The organism is Paenibacillus mangrovi (assembly GCF_022898935.1).
Classification (GTDB): Bacteria; Bacillota; Bacilli; order Paenibacillales; family Paenibacillaceae; genus Paenibacillus_AQ; species Paenibacillus_AQ mangrovi.
The window spans coordinates 535,839-552,534 of record NZ_JALIRP010000004.1 but is presented as its reverse complement, the minus strand read 5'-3'; the positions used below and the strand labels follow the sequence as shown (position 1 = coordinate 552,534).

Here is a 16,696-nt window from a genome sequence, read left to right as displayed (position 1 = left end):
CTCCGTTGTGTTAACCTCCATCACAAGCAATGAACCGGAAAGCGAAGAAGGCGATATTCAAGCTCGTAAACCGGAAAGCGAAGAAGGCGATATTCAAGCTCGTATCGGGTCAGAGGACACATCATTTAGTTTACGTGCTGAAAGATCAGGCGAAGGAACAGGCTGTATCTATACGATTACCTACACCGCAACCGACAAAGCGGGTAACCAAACGGTTGCGACTGCAACCGTATCTGTGCCGCATGATCAGTCAGGGAAGCCTGGAAAGTAAGGTTAATGTATAGCATTCCAGAGGATGGCATTTATGCCATCCTTTTCTCATTAAGATGCTGAATCCATTTTGACTGCCCTGGGTCTGAGCATGGTCTATACACGTTCATATTTTCAATAGCCGACCGCTCTTTTAGCGATGGTTGTACAAGAGGAGGCGAGCTACAGAGAACGACTCCTTATAATTTTTATAGAACTAATGAGGATCTTTATGATCTCTATAAATTTAGATAGATATAATATATATATAAATTTGGAAAGGAAAGGGGGGATGCCATGAACGAATGTTAGAAGGCGACTGACCGTAGATTACAGCATCTTGAGATAAATGGCTATTTGTTAATGTAATAGTTTCGGTTGTTTATGCAGCAAGAATCTCACCCCTTTTGCTTGTTTTTATTTCAAATCTTGCACTCACGGAGGAATGAAATGAAGAGGAAAAAAGGTTTATCGTTATTCTTGATACTTTTTATGATGGTCAATAGTTTTAGCGGTTTAAACGCGTTGGCTGCACCAGCGAACGGTTACCCGGAGTGGAATAACAATCCGAGTATTTTCCAAATCAACCGTGAACCGGCACATGCTTCCTTTATTCCTTATGGGGATGAGGCTTCGGCATTAAAAGGCGCGGATATGATTTCCGCAATGCTGGAACATCCTTCACCCTACTACCGTTCCTTAAACGGTCAATGGAAATTTAACTTCGCGAAAAACCCCGATTCACGACCAGTGGACTTCTATAAAGATACCTATGATACAAGCGGATGGAACGAAATCAAGGTTCCTGGCGAATGGCAGCTCCAAGGGTATGATTTCCCCATTTATACGAATGTTACTTATCCTTTCTGGGGGAACGGTAACTCTAAGAATGTGCAACCGCCAATCACTCCTACAGAGTATAACCCGGTTGGATCGTATAAACGCACATTTACAGTGCCTGACGACTGGGCCGGTCGACAAACATTTATTTCTTTCCAAGGCGTAGAGAGCGCATTCTACGTTTGGGTGAATGGTCAGATGGTTGGCTACAGTGAAGACAGTTATACACCAAAAGACTTTAACCTTACCCCATACTTGAAAGCCGGTGAAAATACTCTTGCCGTTGAAGTGTACCGCTGGTCAGATGGCAGCTGGCTTGAGGATCAGGATTTCTTGCGAGTAAGTGGAATTCAGCGAGATGTGTTCTTATACAGCACGCCTTCGGTTCATTTGCGGGATTTCAGTGTTGTCACAGATTTCGATTCTTCATATCAGGACTCATCGCTGAATCTGAAAGTGAACGTCAGAAACTATTTGAACGGCACCACGCCTCAGAGGCATACCGTAGAGGCTATGCTATACGATGCCAATAAGCATCCTGTATTTACCGAACCGGTCAAAATGGATGTTAATTTTACCGGCAATGACGAGGTTCAAGTCAGCTCCTCGACAATGGTCGCCAATCCTTTAAAATGGTCTGCCGAGGACCCGAACCTGTATACGCTCGTCTTCAGCTTGAAGGATTCTTCAGGTAATGTGATTGAAACCGCCGGTACACGGGTAGGCTTCCGGAAATTTGAAGTGAAAATGATGTCGGGCGGTAGCGGCAAGCAGCAAATGCTGCTCAACGGCAAACCAATTATGATCAAAGGCGCCAACCGGCACGAAACAAGTCCGGATACAGGGCATACGGTTGACCTGGATCTGATGATAAAAGATATTGAGCTGATGAAGCAGTACAATCTCAATTCAGTCCGGACCTCCCACTATCCGAATCATCCGTTCTGGTACGATTTGGCCAACAAATACGGCCTTTATGTACTTGATGAAGTCAATTTGGAAACACACGGCGTGAATAGTTCGGTTCCGGGCAATAAACCGGAATGGACTGAAAATGTTAAGGACCGCGCCAACAGTATGGTTCAAAGGGATAAAAATCACCCTTCTGTCATCATTTGGTCTTTGGGTAATGAAGCGGGATCCGGCAGCAATTTTAAAGCGGAATCCGATTTTATCCGCAGTCTTGATTCTACACGTCCGATTCATTATGAGGGTTACAACGATAAAACTGTAACTGATATGGTCAGCAACATGTACCCTAATGTTTCCACTTTAGAGACATACGCGAAGAGCAGTGATCCAAGACCTTACATTATGTGTGAATACGCGCATGCCATGGGGAACAGTGTCGGAAATTTACAGGAATACTGGGATATGATCAAAAAATACCCGAATCTCCAGGGCGGCTTTATTTGGGACTGGGTCGATCAAGCCGTACGAATGAAAACGCCATCAGAGAAATTATATTTAACCGAACCTAGCAATACTTATCAAGCTGATTATACGGGCACACTCGTAGACAAAGACGGCGATGTAAGTGGAGTTCTTCAACCTAAAGATGTAGATGGGGCTACAGTTACAATACCGAATGACGCGAAGTATAACATTACCGGTCCATTTACTTTGGAAGCATGGGTAAAACCGCTATCGAATATTTCGGACAGCCCGATCATTGCCAAAGGGGATACGCAATTCGCATTAAAAATGGCGGGTACAACAAAATTAGAAATATTTGTTTATAAAGATGGTTCCTGGACTTCCGCAAGTGCAAACCTTCCTGCGAACTGGGTAAATAACTGGCATCACGTAGCCGGGACTTATGACGGTACGAATTTAAGCCTGTATATTGATGGCAGCATCGTTGCAACAAAAGCATACTCAGGAAGCTTCAACTCCAATACTTATCCGCTTACCATCGGTAAGGATATGGAAAAAGGACGTTCCACCAAAATGAGTTTTGATAAAGTTCGCGTATACAATCGTGCTTTATCATTATCAGAATTAAATGATGCAGCGCGCAAACCAGATTCGTCTGCTGTCATATGGCAGGATTTCGATAAGGCAAATGCCGGATCAAGTCCGCTTGAGCAGCATGAATATTTCGGCTATGGTGGGGACTTCGGCGATAGCCCGAATGACGGAAACTTCATGGCAAACGGTCTTCTACTGGCCGACCGTACTCCGAAACCACAGCTTTCTGAAGTGAAACAAGTGTATCAAAATATTATCGTTCAACCTGTAGATCTTGCAAGCGGCAAGGTGAATATCCGAAATGAATTCCTGTTCACTAACGTTAGCGCTTACGATGCTAGCTGGGAGCTGAGAGCTGATAACAAAGTGATTCAGCAAGGAACTCTGGATAATCTGGATGTCTCCCCGCTGACAACGAAGCAAATTACCATACCTTACACAATGCCGAACGCTCAGCCGGGTGTTGAGTATTGGCTGAACTTTAGTTTCAAGTTGAAATCGGACACACTTTGGGCAAAGAAAGGCTATGAGATTGCGAAGCAGCAGTTAAGCCTTCCTGTCAGTTCGCCAAACCAACCGTCAGTAGACCTTTCTACGTTGCCAGCTTTGAAAGTGCAGGAGGAAGGAGATCAAGTTACGGTTGATAATGCTGATATGCAGATCAAATTCAATAAATCGACTGGAACCATCGATTCCTTCAAGTATCAAGGAAAAGACCTGATCAAACAAGGACCGATACCGAACTTCTGGAGAGCGCCGACCGATAACGATAAAGGAAACGGCGAACCGTCCAGAACTGCTACTTGGAAAAATGCGGGCAAAAATAGAACCGTCACAAAAGCAACCGTTACCGAAATCGGTGAGAAGATTGTAAGAATTGACGTGGAGGGAACACTTCCAACGACGACGGAATCCTCCTATAAAACGTCTTATACGATCTTCGGCAATGGCGACATTACAGTGTCCAACTACATGAAACCAGGTGCAACCTCGCTTCCCGAAATTCCGGAAGTCGGAAACATACTGACGATTCCGCAAGAATTTGAGCATATTACCTGGTACGGCCGCGGACCGTCCGAAAACTATCAAGACCGAAATACGGGTTCGGACGTTGGATTGTACAATAGTACAGTCGAAGACCAATTCTTCCCTTACATTGAGCCTTCGGAAACAGGAAATAAAACCGATGTGCGCTGGGTAGCGCTGACGAATAGCGACGGAGCCGGTTTGATGGCGATCGGCGCTCCAATAATTGAAGCTAACGCCTTACATTACACTCCGGATGATTTGGATGGACCGCTACATCCTTATCAGCTTAAGCATCACGACGATATCACCCTGCGCGTCAACTATAAGCAAATGGGTGTTGGCGGCGATAACAGTTGGGGAGCCAAGGCTCATGAGCCTTATATGCTGCTTGCGAACAGAGACTATAACTATAACTATACGCTCAGGCCGATCTCCGCTCATACTTCGGATCTGATGAGTCTGAGCAAGCCGGTTACTACAGTAAGTCTTGTGAAATCCATTATGGTGAACGGAAAGCCGTTAGAAGGATTCGACCCAGAGATATCAAGCTATACGTACAATATACTGCAAGGGACTACCCAAGTACCAGTCGTTGAGGTTCAAACCACGAATGAACTAATTGTTCTCCAAATTAAGCCAGCATCAGATGTAACAGGTAAAACGGTTATTACCGTGACTTCAGCTGACGGTCTTATTACCAAGACCTATGAAATTCAATTCAACATTATCGAGCATTACTTGAGTAATCTGGATTGGGTTAGCGCAACAACCGGATGGTCCACTATTAAAAAAGATCTGAGTGTTGACGGCAATCCGATTCGTTTGCGCGGTCCGTCAGAAATAGTGACTTATGCAAATGGTATCGGTACGCATGCCAACTCTGAAATCATCTATGATCTCACCGGAAAAAATTATGAAGCCTTCAAAGCAGTCGTAGGCGTTGACCGGGAGGTTTCAGGTACAGGATCGGATAGAAATACAATTGTGTTCCAAGTATTCCTGGACGGAGTAAAAGCATTCGATAGCGGTCTGATGAGAGCGACGACCGTTGCCAAAACGATCAACCTGAATGTGGAAGGGGTAAAAGAGCTGAAGCTCGTCGTAAATGATTATGGCGACGGCAACTCCGAGGACCATGGAGACTGGGCCGATGCCATTCTGATTCCAAGCTCGAAGAGTAACGACGCGACACTGAAATCAATCACAGTGAATGGCCAACCGCTCAATGGTTTCAACCCGGATACGTATTCGTATCAAGTTGTCCTGCCTACCGGTACGACTTCGGTTCCTGAGGTCATAGCAGAAGCAAACCACAAGAAGGCGACGTTTGCTGTGCAAGCGGCGGCGGCGATCCCCGGAACAACAAAGGTATTGGTAACCGCTGAGAACGGTAACACTTTGTCTTATGAGATTAACTTCGTTCCTGCGGAAGATCCGGCCGCTCATCTTCCGACTTTTGTTGCAGATGTTACGACACCGACAAATACAGACGTCGTCATAACGATTAACTATCCCGATGACACAGCGGTGAAAGAGTATAAAGTGGGCGAAGACGGCACATGGACACCGTACACAGATCCTATCGTCCTTTCTGACAATAACACAGTATATGCAAGAGGAACGGATGCCGCAGGCAATGTATCTAACATCACCAGCTATGTGGTAAGTAATATCGACAAGATTGCACCAACTTTAACGATTGGGCTCGATAAAACATCGATCTGGCCGGCGAATCACAAAATGGTGAAGGTGAATGCCACGTTAGATGTCAGCGACAGCTTGTCTGGAATTGCCTCCGTAGTGTTAACCTCCATCACCAGCAATGAACCGGATAGCGGACAAGGTGATATTCAAGCGAATTTTGGCTCAGAGGACACATCATTTAGTTTACGTGCTGAAAGATCAGGCGAAGGAACAGGACGTATCTATACAATTACTTACACAGCTACAGACCATGCAGGCAACCAGACTGTTGCGACTGCAACTGTGACTGTGCCGCATGATCAGTCCGGGAAGCCTGGAAAGTAAGTTGGGATTTGTACAGCATTATCGGAAGGATGGAGTTAACTGCCATCCTTCTTTTTTTACAAGAAAGATGCTTTATTAGAATTATGTTATCCAGTCCTCGTGCTGAGATTTCAGAAAGATCTGAACAGATACTGGATCGCCAAACCTGCTGGATGTTACAAAGTCAAGCAGTTCTTAATAAAAAACAATCGAAAAAGTGGTTTTTGATACTTTTTGAAGATATTGGTTTTTTTTATAGAAGGACATATTTGAAAATTAGAGGTATTTCTATTTTATATTGTTTCCGATCTCCTAGCGTCAAGGCTATGATCACAGTGTGGTAAGTAAAAAGTAAAGGAGCGTGATAGAAATATTGAAAGCGATTACAGATGAAATTGCACAAAGTTTTAAAATAGTGAGGAGGAAAACAAGTAATGAGGAAAAGGTACAAAATGGTGAAAACATGGAATAAGCTCACGGGGATCATCCTGTCAGCCACAATGCTGGGTACATCATTCATTGCATATCCCGGTACAAAGGTTAACGCACAGCAATCGGCGGGAAATGCTCCATTTATTAACTCATGGCTGGTATCTGGACCGTTTGATTCACCTGTAGTCGACAAAAAATATAATTGCGACGTAGCGGAACTCGTTAATTATGCTCCACTTGCGTCAGAAATAACAGCATCATCATCGACCCTTGCCGTAAACCCTGTTTCATATTTGGTGGATGGGAGTACCAGAAATCAATGGGTGACAGAAAATGATTCTAGTCCATGGGTAAACTTGAAATGGAAGGATCCAATCGACTTAAATGAGGTGAAAATTGCGCAGTGGGGTGATTCCCGTCACGTCAACAATTGGTATCATCTTACTTTTACACTTGAAGACGGCAGCAAAGTAGAATCTGGAAAAGTTAACAGCACGTCTTCGAACCCATCCGCGCCGACCGTATATTCTACGACATCCGTGTTGAAGAAAGTAGTAGAAATGAAGGTAGAAATCGATAAAGGACGTACACCCTATCCATCGATAACTGGAATTTCTGAAATAGAGGTATACAATAAACAGGCAGCTGAGCCTACTCCTGATGCTTCTGCGATCACGCCCAAACTCGGAGATCCCTTAAGTTTTGATAGCGAAAGTCATAAATGGGAGTATTTCGATGATCGTATCTACAACAGAAACTATGATGATTATCAAGATTTGTATGGGTATTTTACGGTAAAAAAAGGGATCGATACAAAAAACAAATATGTATATGCCCACACATATGTATACAGTCCGGTAGAACAACAAGCTTATTTTAATGTAGGTGCCAGTGGTTCATATCGACTTTATGTCAATGATAAGTGTGTAACCGCATCGTCCGTACCGGTGGAAGTACAAAAGGATTTGACTAAACAAGCAATCCAGCTGAAGCAGGGTTGGAATAAGCTGATGATTCAGATCAAACATACGTATACCGAAGATGTTAATTCTAACAATGTTCCGATTGCTGCAGATCAAAATGTAGCATACCTTGGGTTTTATGGTAGAGTTACAGATCAAAATGGCAATAAAATCAATGGTCTTGTTCAGTCCGTTGAAGGCGATACAAATGCCTTAAGAATTGTCTCACAAGGAATATCAACCGATGATGCCATTAATACTCCACTTCCTACTAATAATATGCCGCTTGGTTACAAGGAATGGCCTTATGTGTGGAATAAATCGAAGGGCACTAAAAAATATGGTGTTTCTGCATCCGCATTTCAATTTATGGCGAGCGGTGGCGCTCCTGGGTATACCTGGAGTGTCGTAGACGGCAAACTGCCTGACGGGTTGGAGTTAAATGCAGATGGTACCATTGCTGATGGACTCGTGAATGGAAATGTTGATTTAAATAGCAGTAAAGGCATCATAAGTATCAACGCGAAACCAGGAGACTATCATTTTACGGTACAGGTAAAAGATCGTGACGGAAATACAGCTGAAAAGAATATGACCATTACCGTAAAAGAACGTCCTAATAAATGGTTTGAAGAGGGGCGGGTTGGTGCGTTAAGCCACACGATTGTAACATACGGCTATTTTGATGATCCTAATTTCTCCACTGATTTATGGGCAGAGAGAGCAAAACGTCAGGGTCATTCACTCGTGTCGATTGAAGCATTGCAACAAAATTATTATTGGCCATCTAAATTTGCAGATCCAAATCATGATCGACAAAAATATTACCCGAAAGATGAAAATGGCCAAGTGGTAGACGGATTGAAACAGTTTGAAGAGGCAGTGAAACGTTATGGCATAAAATTTGGCTTGTATTATGCAACCGAGGGAGGCGGTCTACAGCATTATTCAACAGATGTGTTTGTGCAGAATGTTGAGGATCTCATTTTGCGTTATGATCCGGCCTACCTTTATTTTGATGGGCCTCAAGCTATGCCTAATGCCAATTATGACGTGATGTACAGTATGGTGCGGAATTATAGTGATGATATTATTATAAATTCCAACGCATGGGGCGATGAGTACGGTGATCCTGATTTAAGGACTGCTGAAGCAAGTCATATTTATGCAAATGCAGGAGCAAATCATCTTGTTAAACGTACAACAATGGAGCCATGGAAGTCTCTTCATACAAAGAGTAACTATACGCCATACTATGCGAAACGTGATGATTACCGCCAGGTCGCAAAAGAAATGATCATGAATGCTGGAAGAGGATATGTTGATAACAATGACCAAATGCCATTGATGAGCCGTGGAACAAACTGGGATTCTCCAGAAGATGTTGCAACAAGATATCCAAAATCCATTCAAGAGTTTATAGATGTTCGCGAAGGTCTTGCGAGTTGGTTCGCGCCTGAAGGCAAGCCGGAAAGACATGAGTCCACAACGGGTACTATGCCATATTACTTGTCGGGCTATGGCTACGAAGATGACGGAAAAGGCAACTACGAGAAATTCGCCTTCCCGAACAGCACGACAGGTCCACAATGGGGATATGCAACGTCCAGAGATAACAATATTTATCTGCACATTATGAAAGGACCTGACGGCAAAAATGGGTTTGATGCCATTGCCGGAAAGTCTCTAACCATTCGTCCAATTAAAGATCATGTCACATCGGTAACATGGTTAAACGAGGATATTCCTGTAACATCGTTTAACCAAAATGGTGATAGTCTGACAATCAACCTAGCCAATGTTCAGGAGGATCCGATTGATTCGATCATTAAGATTGTAACCGACAATTCTGCACGTAAATATACGCTTACGAACATCAATGCTACAGGTGAACAATTATCGCCTTCTTCACTTCGGATCAACACTGAGGGATATATGACATTTCCAGCGCTTAAAGCTAAGCTCTCAGATTTAACTTATAAAAGCGCAAATCCTGGAATAGCATCAGTTAATGAAAGTGGAATCGTAACGCCTGTATCCAACGGGACAACAAGCATTACCGTTAACGGCAGTTATGAAGGCGTAACGAAAGAGGATACGTTGAAAGTAACAGCTAAAGACGGCAAAATTTATGTAGGCGAAAGTATGATCGGTGCAACCTTACTCGTCAACGGCAAGGAAGCATACGGTGAGTTCGAATCATTAGAAAAATATAATTATCAAATCGAGGGGAGATCATCCAAAGGCGGCCCAATAGGGCTTGATGCTGCCCAGATTAAATGGCATGGCGGCATCGTTGATCTGAAAGCAGGCGATAAATATAAGCCTGTAGTTATCAACGAAGTGAATACATTTATTTTCAAAAAAGATGAAATTATCCCACCATATGTAGAACAGCCTAAACGAGGAGTAGTTTGGGCCGAAGTAACTTTGGATGGCAAAACATTCACGACAAATAAAATTTACATGGATCTGCTTCCATATCGAAATCTTGCAAAGTCCGCTGAAATTACTGCCAGTCATGGACAAGATGCTTTAGATCGTCTAGTAGACGGAAAGACCATAGACGGAATTCATTTTGATCAATCTAAATGGTCGGTGGCGGCAAATGAAAAGGCATGGATTCAATTTAAGTTGCCGGCAAAGTCCGAGATTGCCAATATCAATCTTAACTTTAATTCATTAGATCAAAATTATCTCAACACACCAAAAACTCTCAAAATTCAAACAAGCGATAATGGCACGGAATGGAAAGATGTCAGTACCGTTAATGGACCAACGGGGAATGCTTATTTCGGATTTTATAACCAATATCCATTAAATACAGAGGCTCAATACGTTAAATTAATATTTGATGGCGGTTCAAACGGAACGATGATCGATCTACTTGAGGTAGCGATCAACGGAATGGATCGTTCTCATATGTTCGATCGTTTCGAATTTGAGTATAAGCCAGTAGATGCGACAACAGGTAAATATGAGATTAAGGCTTTTACGGCAGCGGGAGAACCAACTAATGAGGACGCCGAAATCATCGTGACCAGTGAAAACCCGGATGTAATTACGGTGGATAAATCTAATTTGGTAACTGCTGTTTCGGAAGGCATGGCCAAGATTCGAATTAAAGTGATCATCGGCGGACGTTCTATTGAAAATGTTACGTATCTATTTGTTGATAAGGCAGGAAAGATCTATACGGCATCTTACTTAAACAAAATTAAACTTACGCTGAGAAATACGACCATTAAACCGAACCAACCCATTGTTGCAACAATAGATGGTTTGTTGAGTACGGGAGAACAAGCTGATATCTCTAGAGCTACTGTAGAATATGAATTCAGTGATGAAAGGCTCTCTGTTGTAGAAGGAAGTAATACAATTGTTGTTAGAGGTGACATTGGCGTTGGGTTCCAAGCAACCGTTACTGCTAAGGTCACTTTGGATGGAATAACGGTTGTAAGCAGTCCGGTCACGATTTCAGCAGTTGGGAATAATATTGCATCATCTGCTATTGTAACCGTATCTTCTGTAAGGGATCGAAACGGTGCCCCTAATGGAGATAATCAAGATGATCGTTATCTAGGGATTAAGGCTACGGATGGAAATAAGTCGACTTCTTGGGCAGCAAAACAAGCAGACAAAACCCCTTGGATCAAGCTTCAGTTCCCTGAGCCTGTGGAGATCAGCAAAATTAATCTGGTTGACCGAGGGCACGAAATTAACCAAATTGTTGAAGGACTTCTTGAATGGGAGGGCGGGAGTAAAAAGGTAACGGGTATCCAATGGCAAGGTCAACCGGACAACATCGTGACGTTTGATACTCCGATAACGACAAGCTGGATTAAGTTTACTATTGATCCAGAAAATAAATACAACAATCCTAGCGGTGCAGAATGCGGCTTGTCAGAATTTGAAGTCTTTGAATCAAAAGAAACTGCAAAGACCATAGTAGACTACAAATCCGTTGCCGTAGTAGAGACGAACCTCGGTCAAATCCCAACACTTCCAAAACAGGTTGAGGCCGTATACAACGATGGAACGACAGGGCTGGTAGACGTGGTTTGGGATGAAATCACCCCTGATATGGTTGCCAAGGAAGGTGTGTTCTCAGTCTACGGATCTGTTGAAGGAACTACACTCAAAGCGAAGGCTACTTACAGAGTCAAAGTAGTGGATCAAGAAGCACCAACGACAACAGACAATGCACCGGAGGGTTGGGTCAATGAAGACGTCACAATACTCTTGGACGCAACCGACAGTGGAACAGGAGTAGCTAGCACCCATTACATCGTAAACGATGGTACCGAGCAAACTGGAAACTCGGTCGTATTGTCCGAAGAAGGCATTCACACTCTGGTGTACTGGAGCGTTGACAAGGCAGGCAATGTGGAGGAACGGCATACGGTTACCGTGAAGATCGATAAGACAGCGCCGACACTAACGATTGGGCTGGATAAAACATCGATTTGGCCGGCAAATCACAACATGGTGAAGGTGAATGCCACGCTGGATTCCAGTGACACCTTATCAGGTATCGTATCCGTCGTGTTAACCTCCATTACAAGCAATGAACCGGATAGTGGACAAGGCGATATACAGGCGAATTTTGGCTCAGAGGACACTACATTTAGTTTACGTGCTGAAAGATCAGGCGAAGGAACAGGACGTATCTATACGATTGCCTACACCGTAACCGACAAATCGGGCAACCAAGCCGTTGCCACAGCAACCGTGACTGTGCCACACGATCAGTCAGGGAAATAGAAAGTAAAAGCGAGTATTATGTTTAGAAGGATGGCACTGAAGCCATCCTTCTTTCATTGTTTTGAAATCGGTTTTATATGTTACGTTTTCATTTGACGCTTACATTTGATCTTTTTTCATGCCAAGTCGACCGAACCAACCGAATAATTTCCATGCTTCCGTTCAGTGCCATAAGTACAGTCATCATCTTCAGCCAAAGGATTACGTCCGGTTGATAGATGGTTGCAATATGCCATACCGGCACAACTTGAGTCATACTCAACACTACGATAATAATAAGACCTGCAAAACCCAAAACAATTTTCGATATCACTTTGATCGATATTTCAGTTTGGCCCGAATTGTCGGGATTCCACGGTCCAAGGCAGCGCTTCGCAGTTCGAGCGATCGTGTATAATAACCATGCGCTGAGGATGAGTATTAGTCCATTTACAAGCAAGTATTTCTGCGAAATGCTTAGACCAGATCCTCCTATCGGTTGTTCATTCAGGATGTTTATGACCCCGGAGGCGATGTGGGTAGTCGTGATGATGTGCGTTTTGAATAAAGTGGAATCGATGGCGTCAAGTACATTGGCGAATACGATGACTCCCAGTTGTTGTTCCGGCACGATATAAGTTTGGGCTTGGAAGCCGATCGAGCCGCCCGGCTGACCGATAACCGGTAAACCGTTAATGTGACCTGTCATCCAACCCATGGCGTACGTTTCCGGAACAGGTTCGGTCTGCATAAGTCGAATGCCTTCCGCAGAAAGCACGGAGTTATCTTCAAATCGTCCGCCGTTTATTTGGGCAATTAAGTAATGGCTCATATCCTTTGCACTGGTATAGAGGTAGCCCGCCGGCGCATCCCCTGGAACATTAATATAGGGACCATCGTAGGGAATGTTGTATCCGAATATCCGACGGTAGGGCGTAGCCAGCCCGTGTACAGCTGCTTCATCGAGCGGAACGAAGCTGTTTTGCATAGACAGAGGTTTGAAAATATGTTCCTTCACATAGTCACCATAGGACTGGCCGGATACTTGTTGCACAATATAGCCGAGCAGCACATAATTTGCGTTCGAATACCTGTAGGGATGTTCGGTTTGGTTGGTATCCGTTAAGAACTTTTCCGCATAAGACATGGCGTTTTTCTCTAGAGCATCTTGAGCTGGATCGTTGATACTTGACAGAGAGTTGCTAAAAGTTGAGATTTGGGAGAACCCGCTTGTTTGGTTAAGTAACTGACGTACAGTAATGGACTCTGCACCGTTATACTTGGTGGGGATATAGCGCTGTATAGGCGCATCCAAGTCAATTTTTCCTGTTTCGGCAAGTTGCAGAACGGCCATAGCAGTAATCGACTTGCCGATCGAACCTAATCCGAAAGGTGTTTCAGGCGTTACAGGACGACCCGATGAATCGGCTTGACCATATCCCTTAAGGTAAAGGATGCGATCTCCCTTTACAATCCCAAGAGCCAGCCCCGGAAGTTGTTGTCGTTCCATTTCGCGAGCAATATACGCATCCACTTCGGAGAAGACTGAAGCTCCAGATCGCTCTTCTTGCATACTTTTATCACTCAGCGCTGAACCGAATAAGGGAAAGATGAACAGACCACACAAGATTATTACTATAATTCTCATTCTCATTTTAATTTTCATTCCACCCCATCCCTAGTTATTTTTCTGTAAGCTATCCAAAGATTGTTCCGATTTGCTTTAACTGAACGGTAGTGCATGTTCCCATTTCCGACGCCCACCAGAACACGCCCACCAGAACACGCCCATGAAGGACAGGGACCACAACACAGGGCACCATGGGCGGATCAGCTGGTGCGATCGGAGCGGGCCAGAGTTAGCCCAGCGAGGACGATGCTGATCAGCCCCATCACTATGGCAATGATGGCCCCGGCTCGCCCGTCGCCGGTGCCGAAATCACCAGTGAATAAGTTCAGATGCAGCACAGCGTAGGCTATGACGATCAGCCCCACCACCGCGGCCATGATGGCCCCACGTCGCCCGCTACCGGTGCCGAAACGACCGGCGGAGCGAGCCAAAGACAGCCCAGCGAGGATCGCGCTGATCAGCCCCACCGCCGCGTCTATCGTGGCCCAAAGTCGCCCGGGGGTGATTACTCCATATCCGACATTACCGTTGGTCGCTTCTGCAAAGGCAATAGTTGGAACAAGTAGAAATGAACTAAGTATTACGAATAAAACTAGCTTCATTTTCATTTGTTAATTCCTCCTTTTTGTTGCTTTTTGGATGGTTGTAGAGGTCATCGACCTCGATTTGAATCCGATTCCAGCCACCAGGTTCCGGTTTTCGCCCATCCGGCTTAGCTTGAGCGGCTCCAACTTGACCATTTTTGGCATTCACAAGAAACAATAGATACTCTACGTCATTTTCCATGAAAAATGATCCTCCCGTTGACTTATTCTTTCTTGCTCTTCGCGGCTATTTCTCTCGTTTCACAGTCAGTTTAAACAATAAATGTCGAGAACCTATGCAGATCTTCCTCTTTTTGTGTGGATTTCTTCAAGAACATGTTAAATCACTGTATAATTTTGGGCAAGTGGTGTATTCTCGCACTGAAAGCAGACTAAACTGGAAGGATGTGATTGGAATGGAACCGAAATTGTTGCTTGTGGAGGACGAACCGGGCATGCTTGAGGAGATGCACACCTATCTGCAACGTGAAGGGTTTCGGGTATTGACCGCCTGTACCGGCAAGGAAGCACTCACGATTGCCCGATCTGAACGGCCTGATCTCGTCGTGCTTGATTGGATGCTCCCCGAGAAAAGCGGCATCGACGTATGCCGCGAAATTAGGCAAACCTCGCATTGCGGTATTATTATGGTCACAGCCCGATCGGATGAATCGGATAAAATCGTCGGTCTGGAAATCGGTGCGGACGATTATTTGACGAAGCCGTTCAGCTTGCGCGAGCTCTCTTCGCGCATCCGAGCTTTACTTCGCCGCTTGCGCGGTCCTGAAGACAGGCTGATGTTGTTGGAAAGAGACAACCTGATCATTTCCGAGGCCAAATGTCAGGTATTCAAGAACGGCCAGGAGATCCAACTGACACCGACGGAATTCAAAATTTTATACACGTTGGCTGCGCGTCCCGGAATGGTTTTCAGCCGCCTGCAATTATTAAAAGCCGCACTCGGGGACGAATATATGGGATACGAAAGAACGATGGATTCCCATATCCGGAATCTTCGCCGCAAGCTGGGAGACGATCCGGCCGATCCTCGTTATATTCAAACGGTATACGGTTTCGGTTACCGATTCGGTGAACAATCATGACGCTCACGGTACGCCAAAAAATATTTATCTACATGGGACTGCTCGTTCTTATCCTCGGCGGCGCTCATGCCGTAACCAAACAGGTGTATATGGAGTCTCTGTTCGATCAATTTCGTAAGGAAGAAATTATTAGATCTTATTTGAACGCACCGCCCGGGGAACAAATCGAGATCTTGAAGACTTACGTTTCAGGTAAGATGCAGAAATTTGGGCTTGGAAATTGGGTATTTTTCATAGCAATCGGGCTGTTCTGCACTTTATGGATTTCGGGGGTGCTGACGATCCCGCTTCGAAAGCTCGTTGCCGCTATCGAACGCGTTGCACAGGGGGATCTGGACGTGAACGTCCCTGTACAATCCAAAGACGAATACGGTAAAGTAATCCAGACATTCAACGATATGACGCTTCGCCTCCGGGAAGCTGAGAACGCCCGCAGGCGGTTGGTAGCTGATGTCGCTCATGAGCTTCGAACTCCGCTGTCTATCATGCAGCTAAAATTAGAAAATGCTCAACAGACCGGTCAATCCGTCCCTCCGGAAATGCTGCTTAGACTCCATGACGAAGTGATTCGCTTAGGCCTGCTTGTGGAAGATCTTCATGTGTTGTCGTTGGCTGAGGCGGGCCGGTTGGCACTAGATTGCAAACCGCTCGATCTGTCGGCAAGACTTGAACAAGTCGTTGATGATGTGAAAATGGAGGCTGAGGAGAACGGACTGGAAATACGCTTCTATTCGAACAAGAGGCCGGTAACGGTGATGGCCGACGTGAGACGGATCACGCAGGTGTTCATCAATTTGTTGACGAATGCAATCCGCTACACGCCGGAAGGCGGAAAGATTTCGATTGTAATTGAAGACAAGGTCCTGGATCGGAATGCAGTCTATACATGTGTCTCCGTGATAGACACTGGCATCGGTATTCCAGCCGAAGAGCTGGCACACCTATTCGATCGATTTTATCGCGTGGAGAAGGCCCGTTCGCGGCATACAGGCGGAACGGGGCTCGGATTATCGATCGCTCATCATTTTGTCAGAGCCCACGGCGGGTTCATCCGCGTCGTGAGTGAGCCTGATCAAGGCACGACATTTACCGTTTATTTGCCATTGGGTAAATGATATTTATATGTATCCTTAAAATTGTGATATT

General features: G+C 44.8%; 8 protein-coding genes. 5 read left to right on the top strand and 3 right to left on the bottom strand.

What is annotated here, in order from left to right:
- From MUG84_RS13100 to MUG84_RS13090, 3 genes are all read left to right on the top strand, one after another.
- On the top strand, window positions 1-271 hold a 271-nt coding region (locus MUG84_RS13100), incomplete at its 5' end, for a DUF5011 domain-containing protein (RefSeq protein ID WP_244725461.1).
- Between the two features lie 428 nt (window positions 272-699).
- Window positions 700-6,117 carry a glycoside hydrolase family 2 TIM barrel-domain containing protein gene (locus tag MUG84_RS13095; RefSeq protein ID WP_244725459.1) on the top strand — a complete coding sequence of 1,806 codons (5,418 nt, stop codon included), beginning with the start codon at window positions 700-702 and terminating at the stop codon, window positions 6,115-6,117.
- Window positions 6,118-6,530: 413 nt separating this feature from the next.
- Window positions 6,531-12,254, top strand: coding sequence for a DUF7402 domain-containing protein (locus tag MUG84_RS13090; RefSeq protein WP_244725458.1), 5,724 nt, complete (start codon window positions 6,531-6,533; stop codon window positions 12,252-12,254).
- An 88-nt stretch (window positions 12,255-12,342) separates the two neighbouring features.
- Here the strand turns inward: MUG84_RS13090 and MUG84_RS13085 are convergent, their stop codons facing one another.
- The 3 genes from MUG84_RS13085 to MUG84_RS13075 form a co-directional block, all read right to left on the bottom strand.
- Window positions 12,343-13,806 (bottom strand): serine hydrolase domain-containing protein, encoded by a 1,464-nt coding sequence (locus MUG84_RS13085; protein WP_244725456.1) that lies wholly within the window; start codon window positions 13,804-13,806, stop codon window positions 12,343-12,345.
- Between the two features lie 257 nt (window positions 13,807-14,063).
- Entirely contained in the window at window positions 14,064-14,471 is a 408-nt protein-coding gene (locus tag MUG84_RS13080; RefSeq protein ID WP_244725455.1) for a DUF6223 family protein, read from the bottom strand.
- The gene (locus MUG84_RS13075; protein ID WP_244725453.1) at window positions 14,437-14,649 is read right to left on the bottom strand and encodes a hypothetical protein; all 213 of its coding nucleotides are present in this window, start codon (window positions 14,647-14,649) and stop codon (window positions 14,437-14,439) included. The genes MUG84_RS13080 and MUG84_RS13075 overlap by 35 nt, the downstream gene beginning before the upstream one ends.
- Before the next feature lie 214 nt (window positions 14,650-14,863).
- Here MUG84_RS13075 and MUG84_RS13070 point away from each other — a divergent pair, with 214 nt between their 5' ends.
- Together MUG84_RS13070 and MUG84_RS13065 are read left to right on the top strand one after the other, a co-directional pair.
- Window positions 14,864-15,550, top strand: a complete 687-nt coding sequence (locus tag MUG84_RS13070) for a response regulator transcription factor (RefSeq protein ID WP_244725452.1) — start codon at window positions 14,864-14,866, stop codon at window positions 15,548-15,550.
- Entirely contained in the window at window positions 15,547-16,665 is a 1,119-nt protein-coding gene (locus MUG84_RS13065) for a sensor histidine kinase (RefSeq protein WP_244725451.1), read from the top strand. The genes MUG84_RS13070 and MUG84_RS13065 overlap by 4 nt, the downstream gene beginning before the upstream one ends.
- The last annotated feature ends 31 nt before the right edge of the window (window positions 16,666-16,696 follow it).

Excerpts from the sequence above, each read along its gene's own strand:
- MUG84_RS13090 (WP_244725458.1), top strand. The coding sequence starts at position 6,531 with ATGAGGAAAAGGTACAAAATGGTGAAAACATGGAATAAGCTCACGGGG.
- MUG84_RS13075 (WP_244725453.1), bottom strand. The coding sequence starts at position 14,649 with ATGGAAAATGACGTAGAGTATCTATTGTTTCTTGTGAATGCCAAAAAT.
- MUG84_RS13070 (WP_244725452.1), top strand. The coding sequence starts at position 14,864 with ATGGAACCGAAATTGTTGCTTGTGGAGGACGAACCGGGCATGCTTGAG.
- MUG84_RS13080 (WP_244725455.1), bottom strand. The coding sequence starts at position 14,471 with ATGAAAATGAAGCTAGTTTTATTCGTAATACTTAGTTCATTTCTACTT.
- MUG84_RS13085 (WP_244725456.1), bottom strand. The coding sequence starts at position 13,806 with ATGCAAGAAGAGCGATCTGGAGCTTCAGTCTTCTCCGAAGTGGATGCG.
- MUG84_RS13095 (WP_244725459.1), top strand. The coding sequence starts at position 700 with ATGAAGAGGAAAAAAGGTTTATCGTTATTCTTGATACTTTTTATGATG.
- MUG84_RS13065 (WP_244725451.1), top strand. The coding sequence starts at position 15,547 with ATGACGCTCACGGTACGCCAAAAAATATTTATCTACATGGGACTGCTC.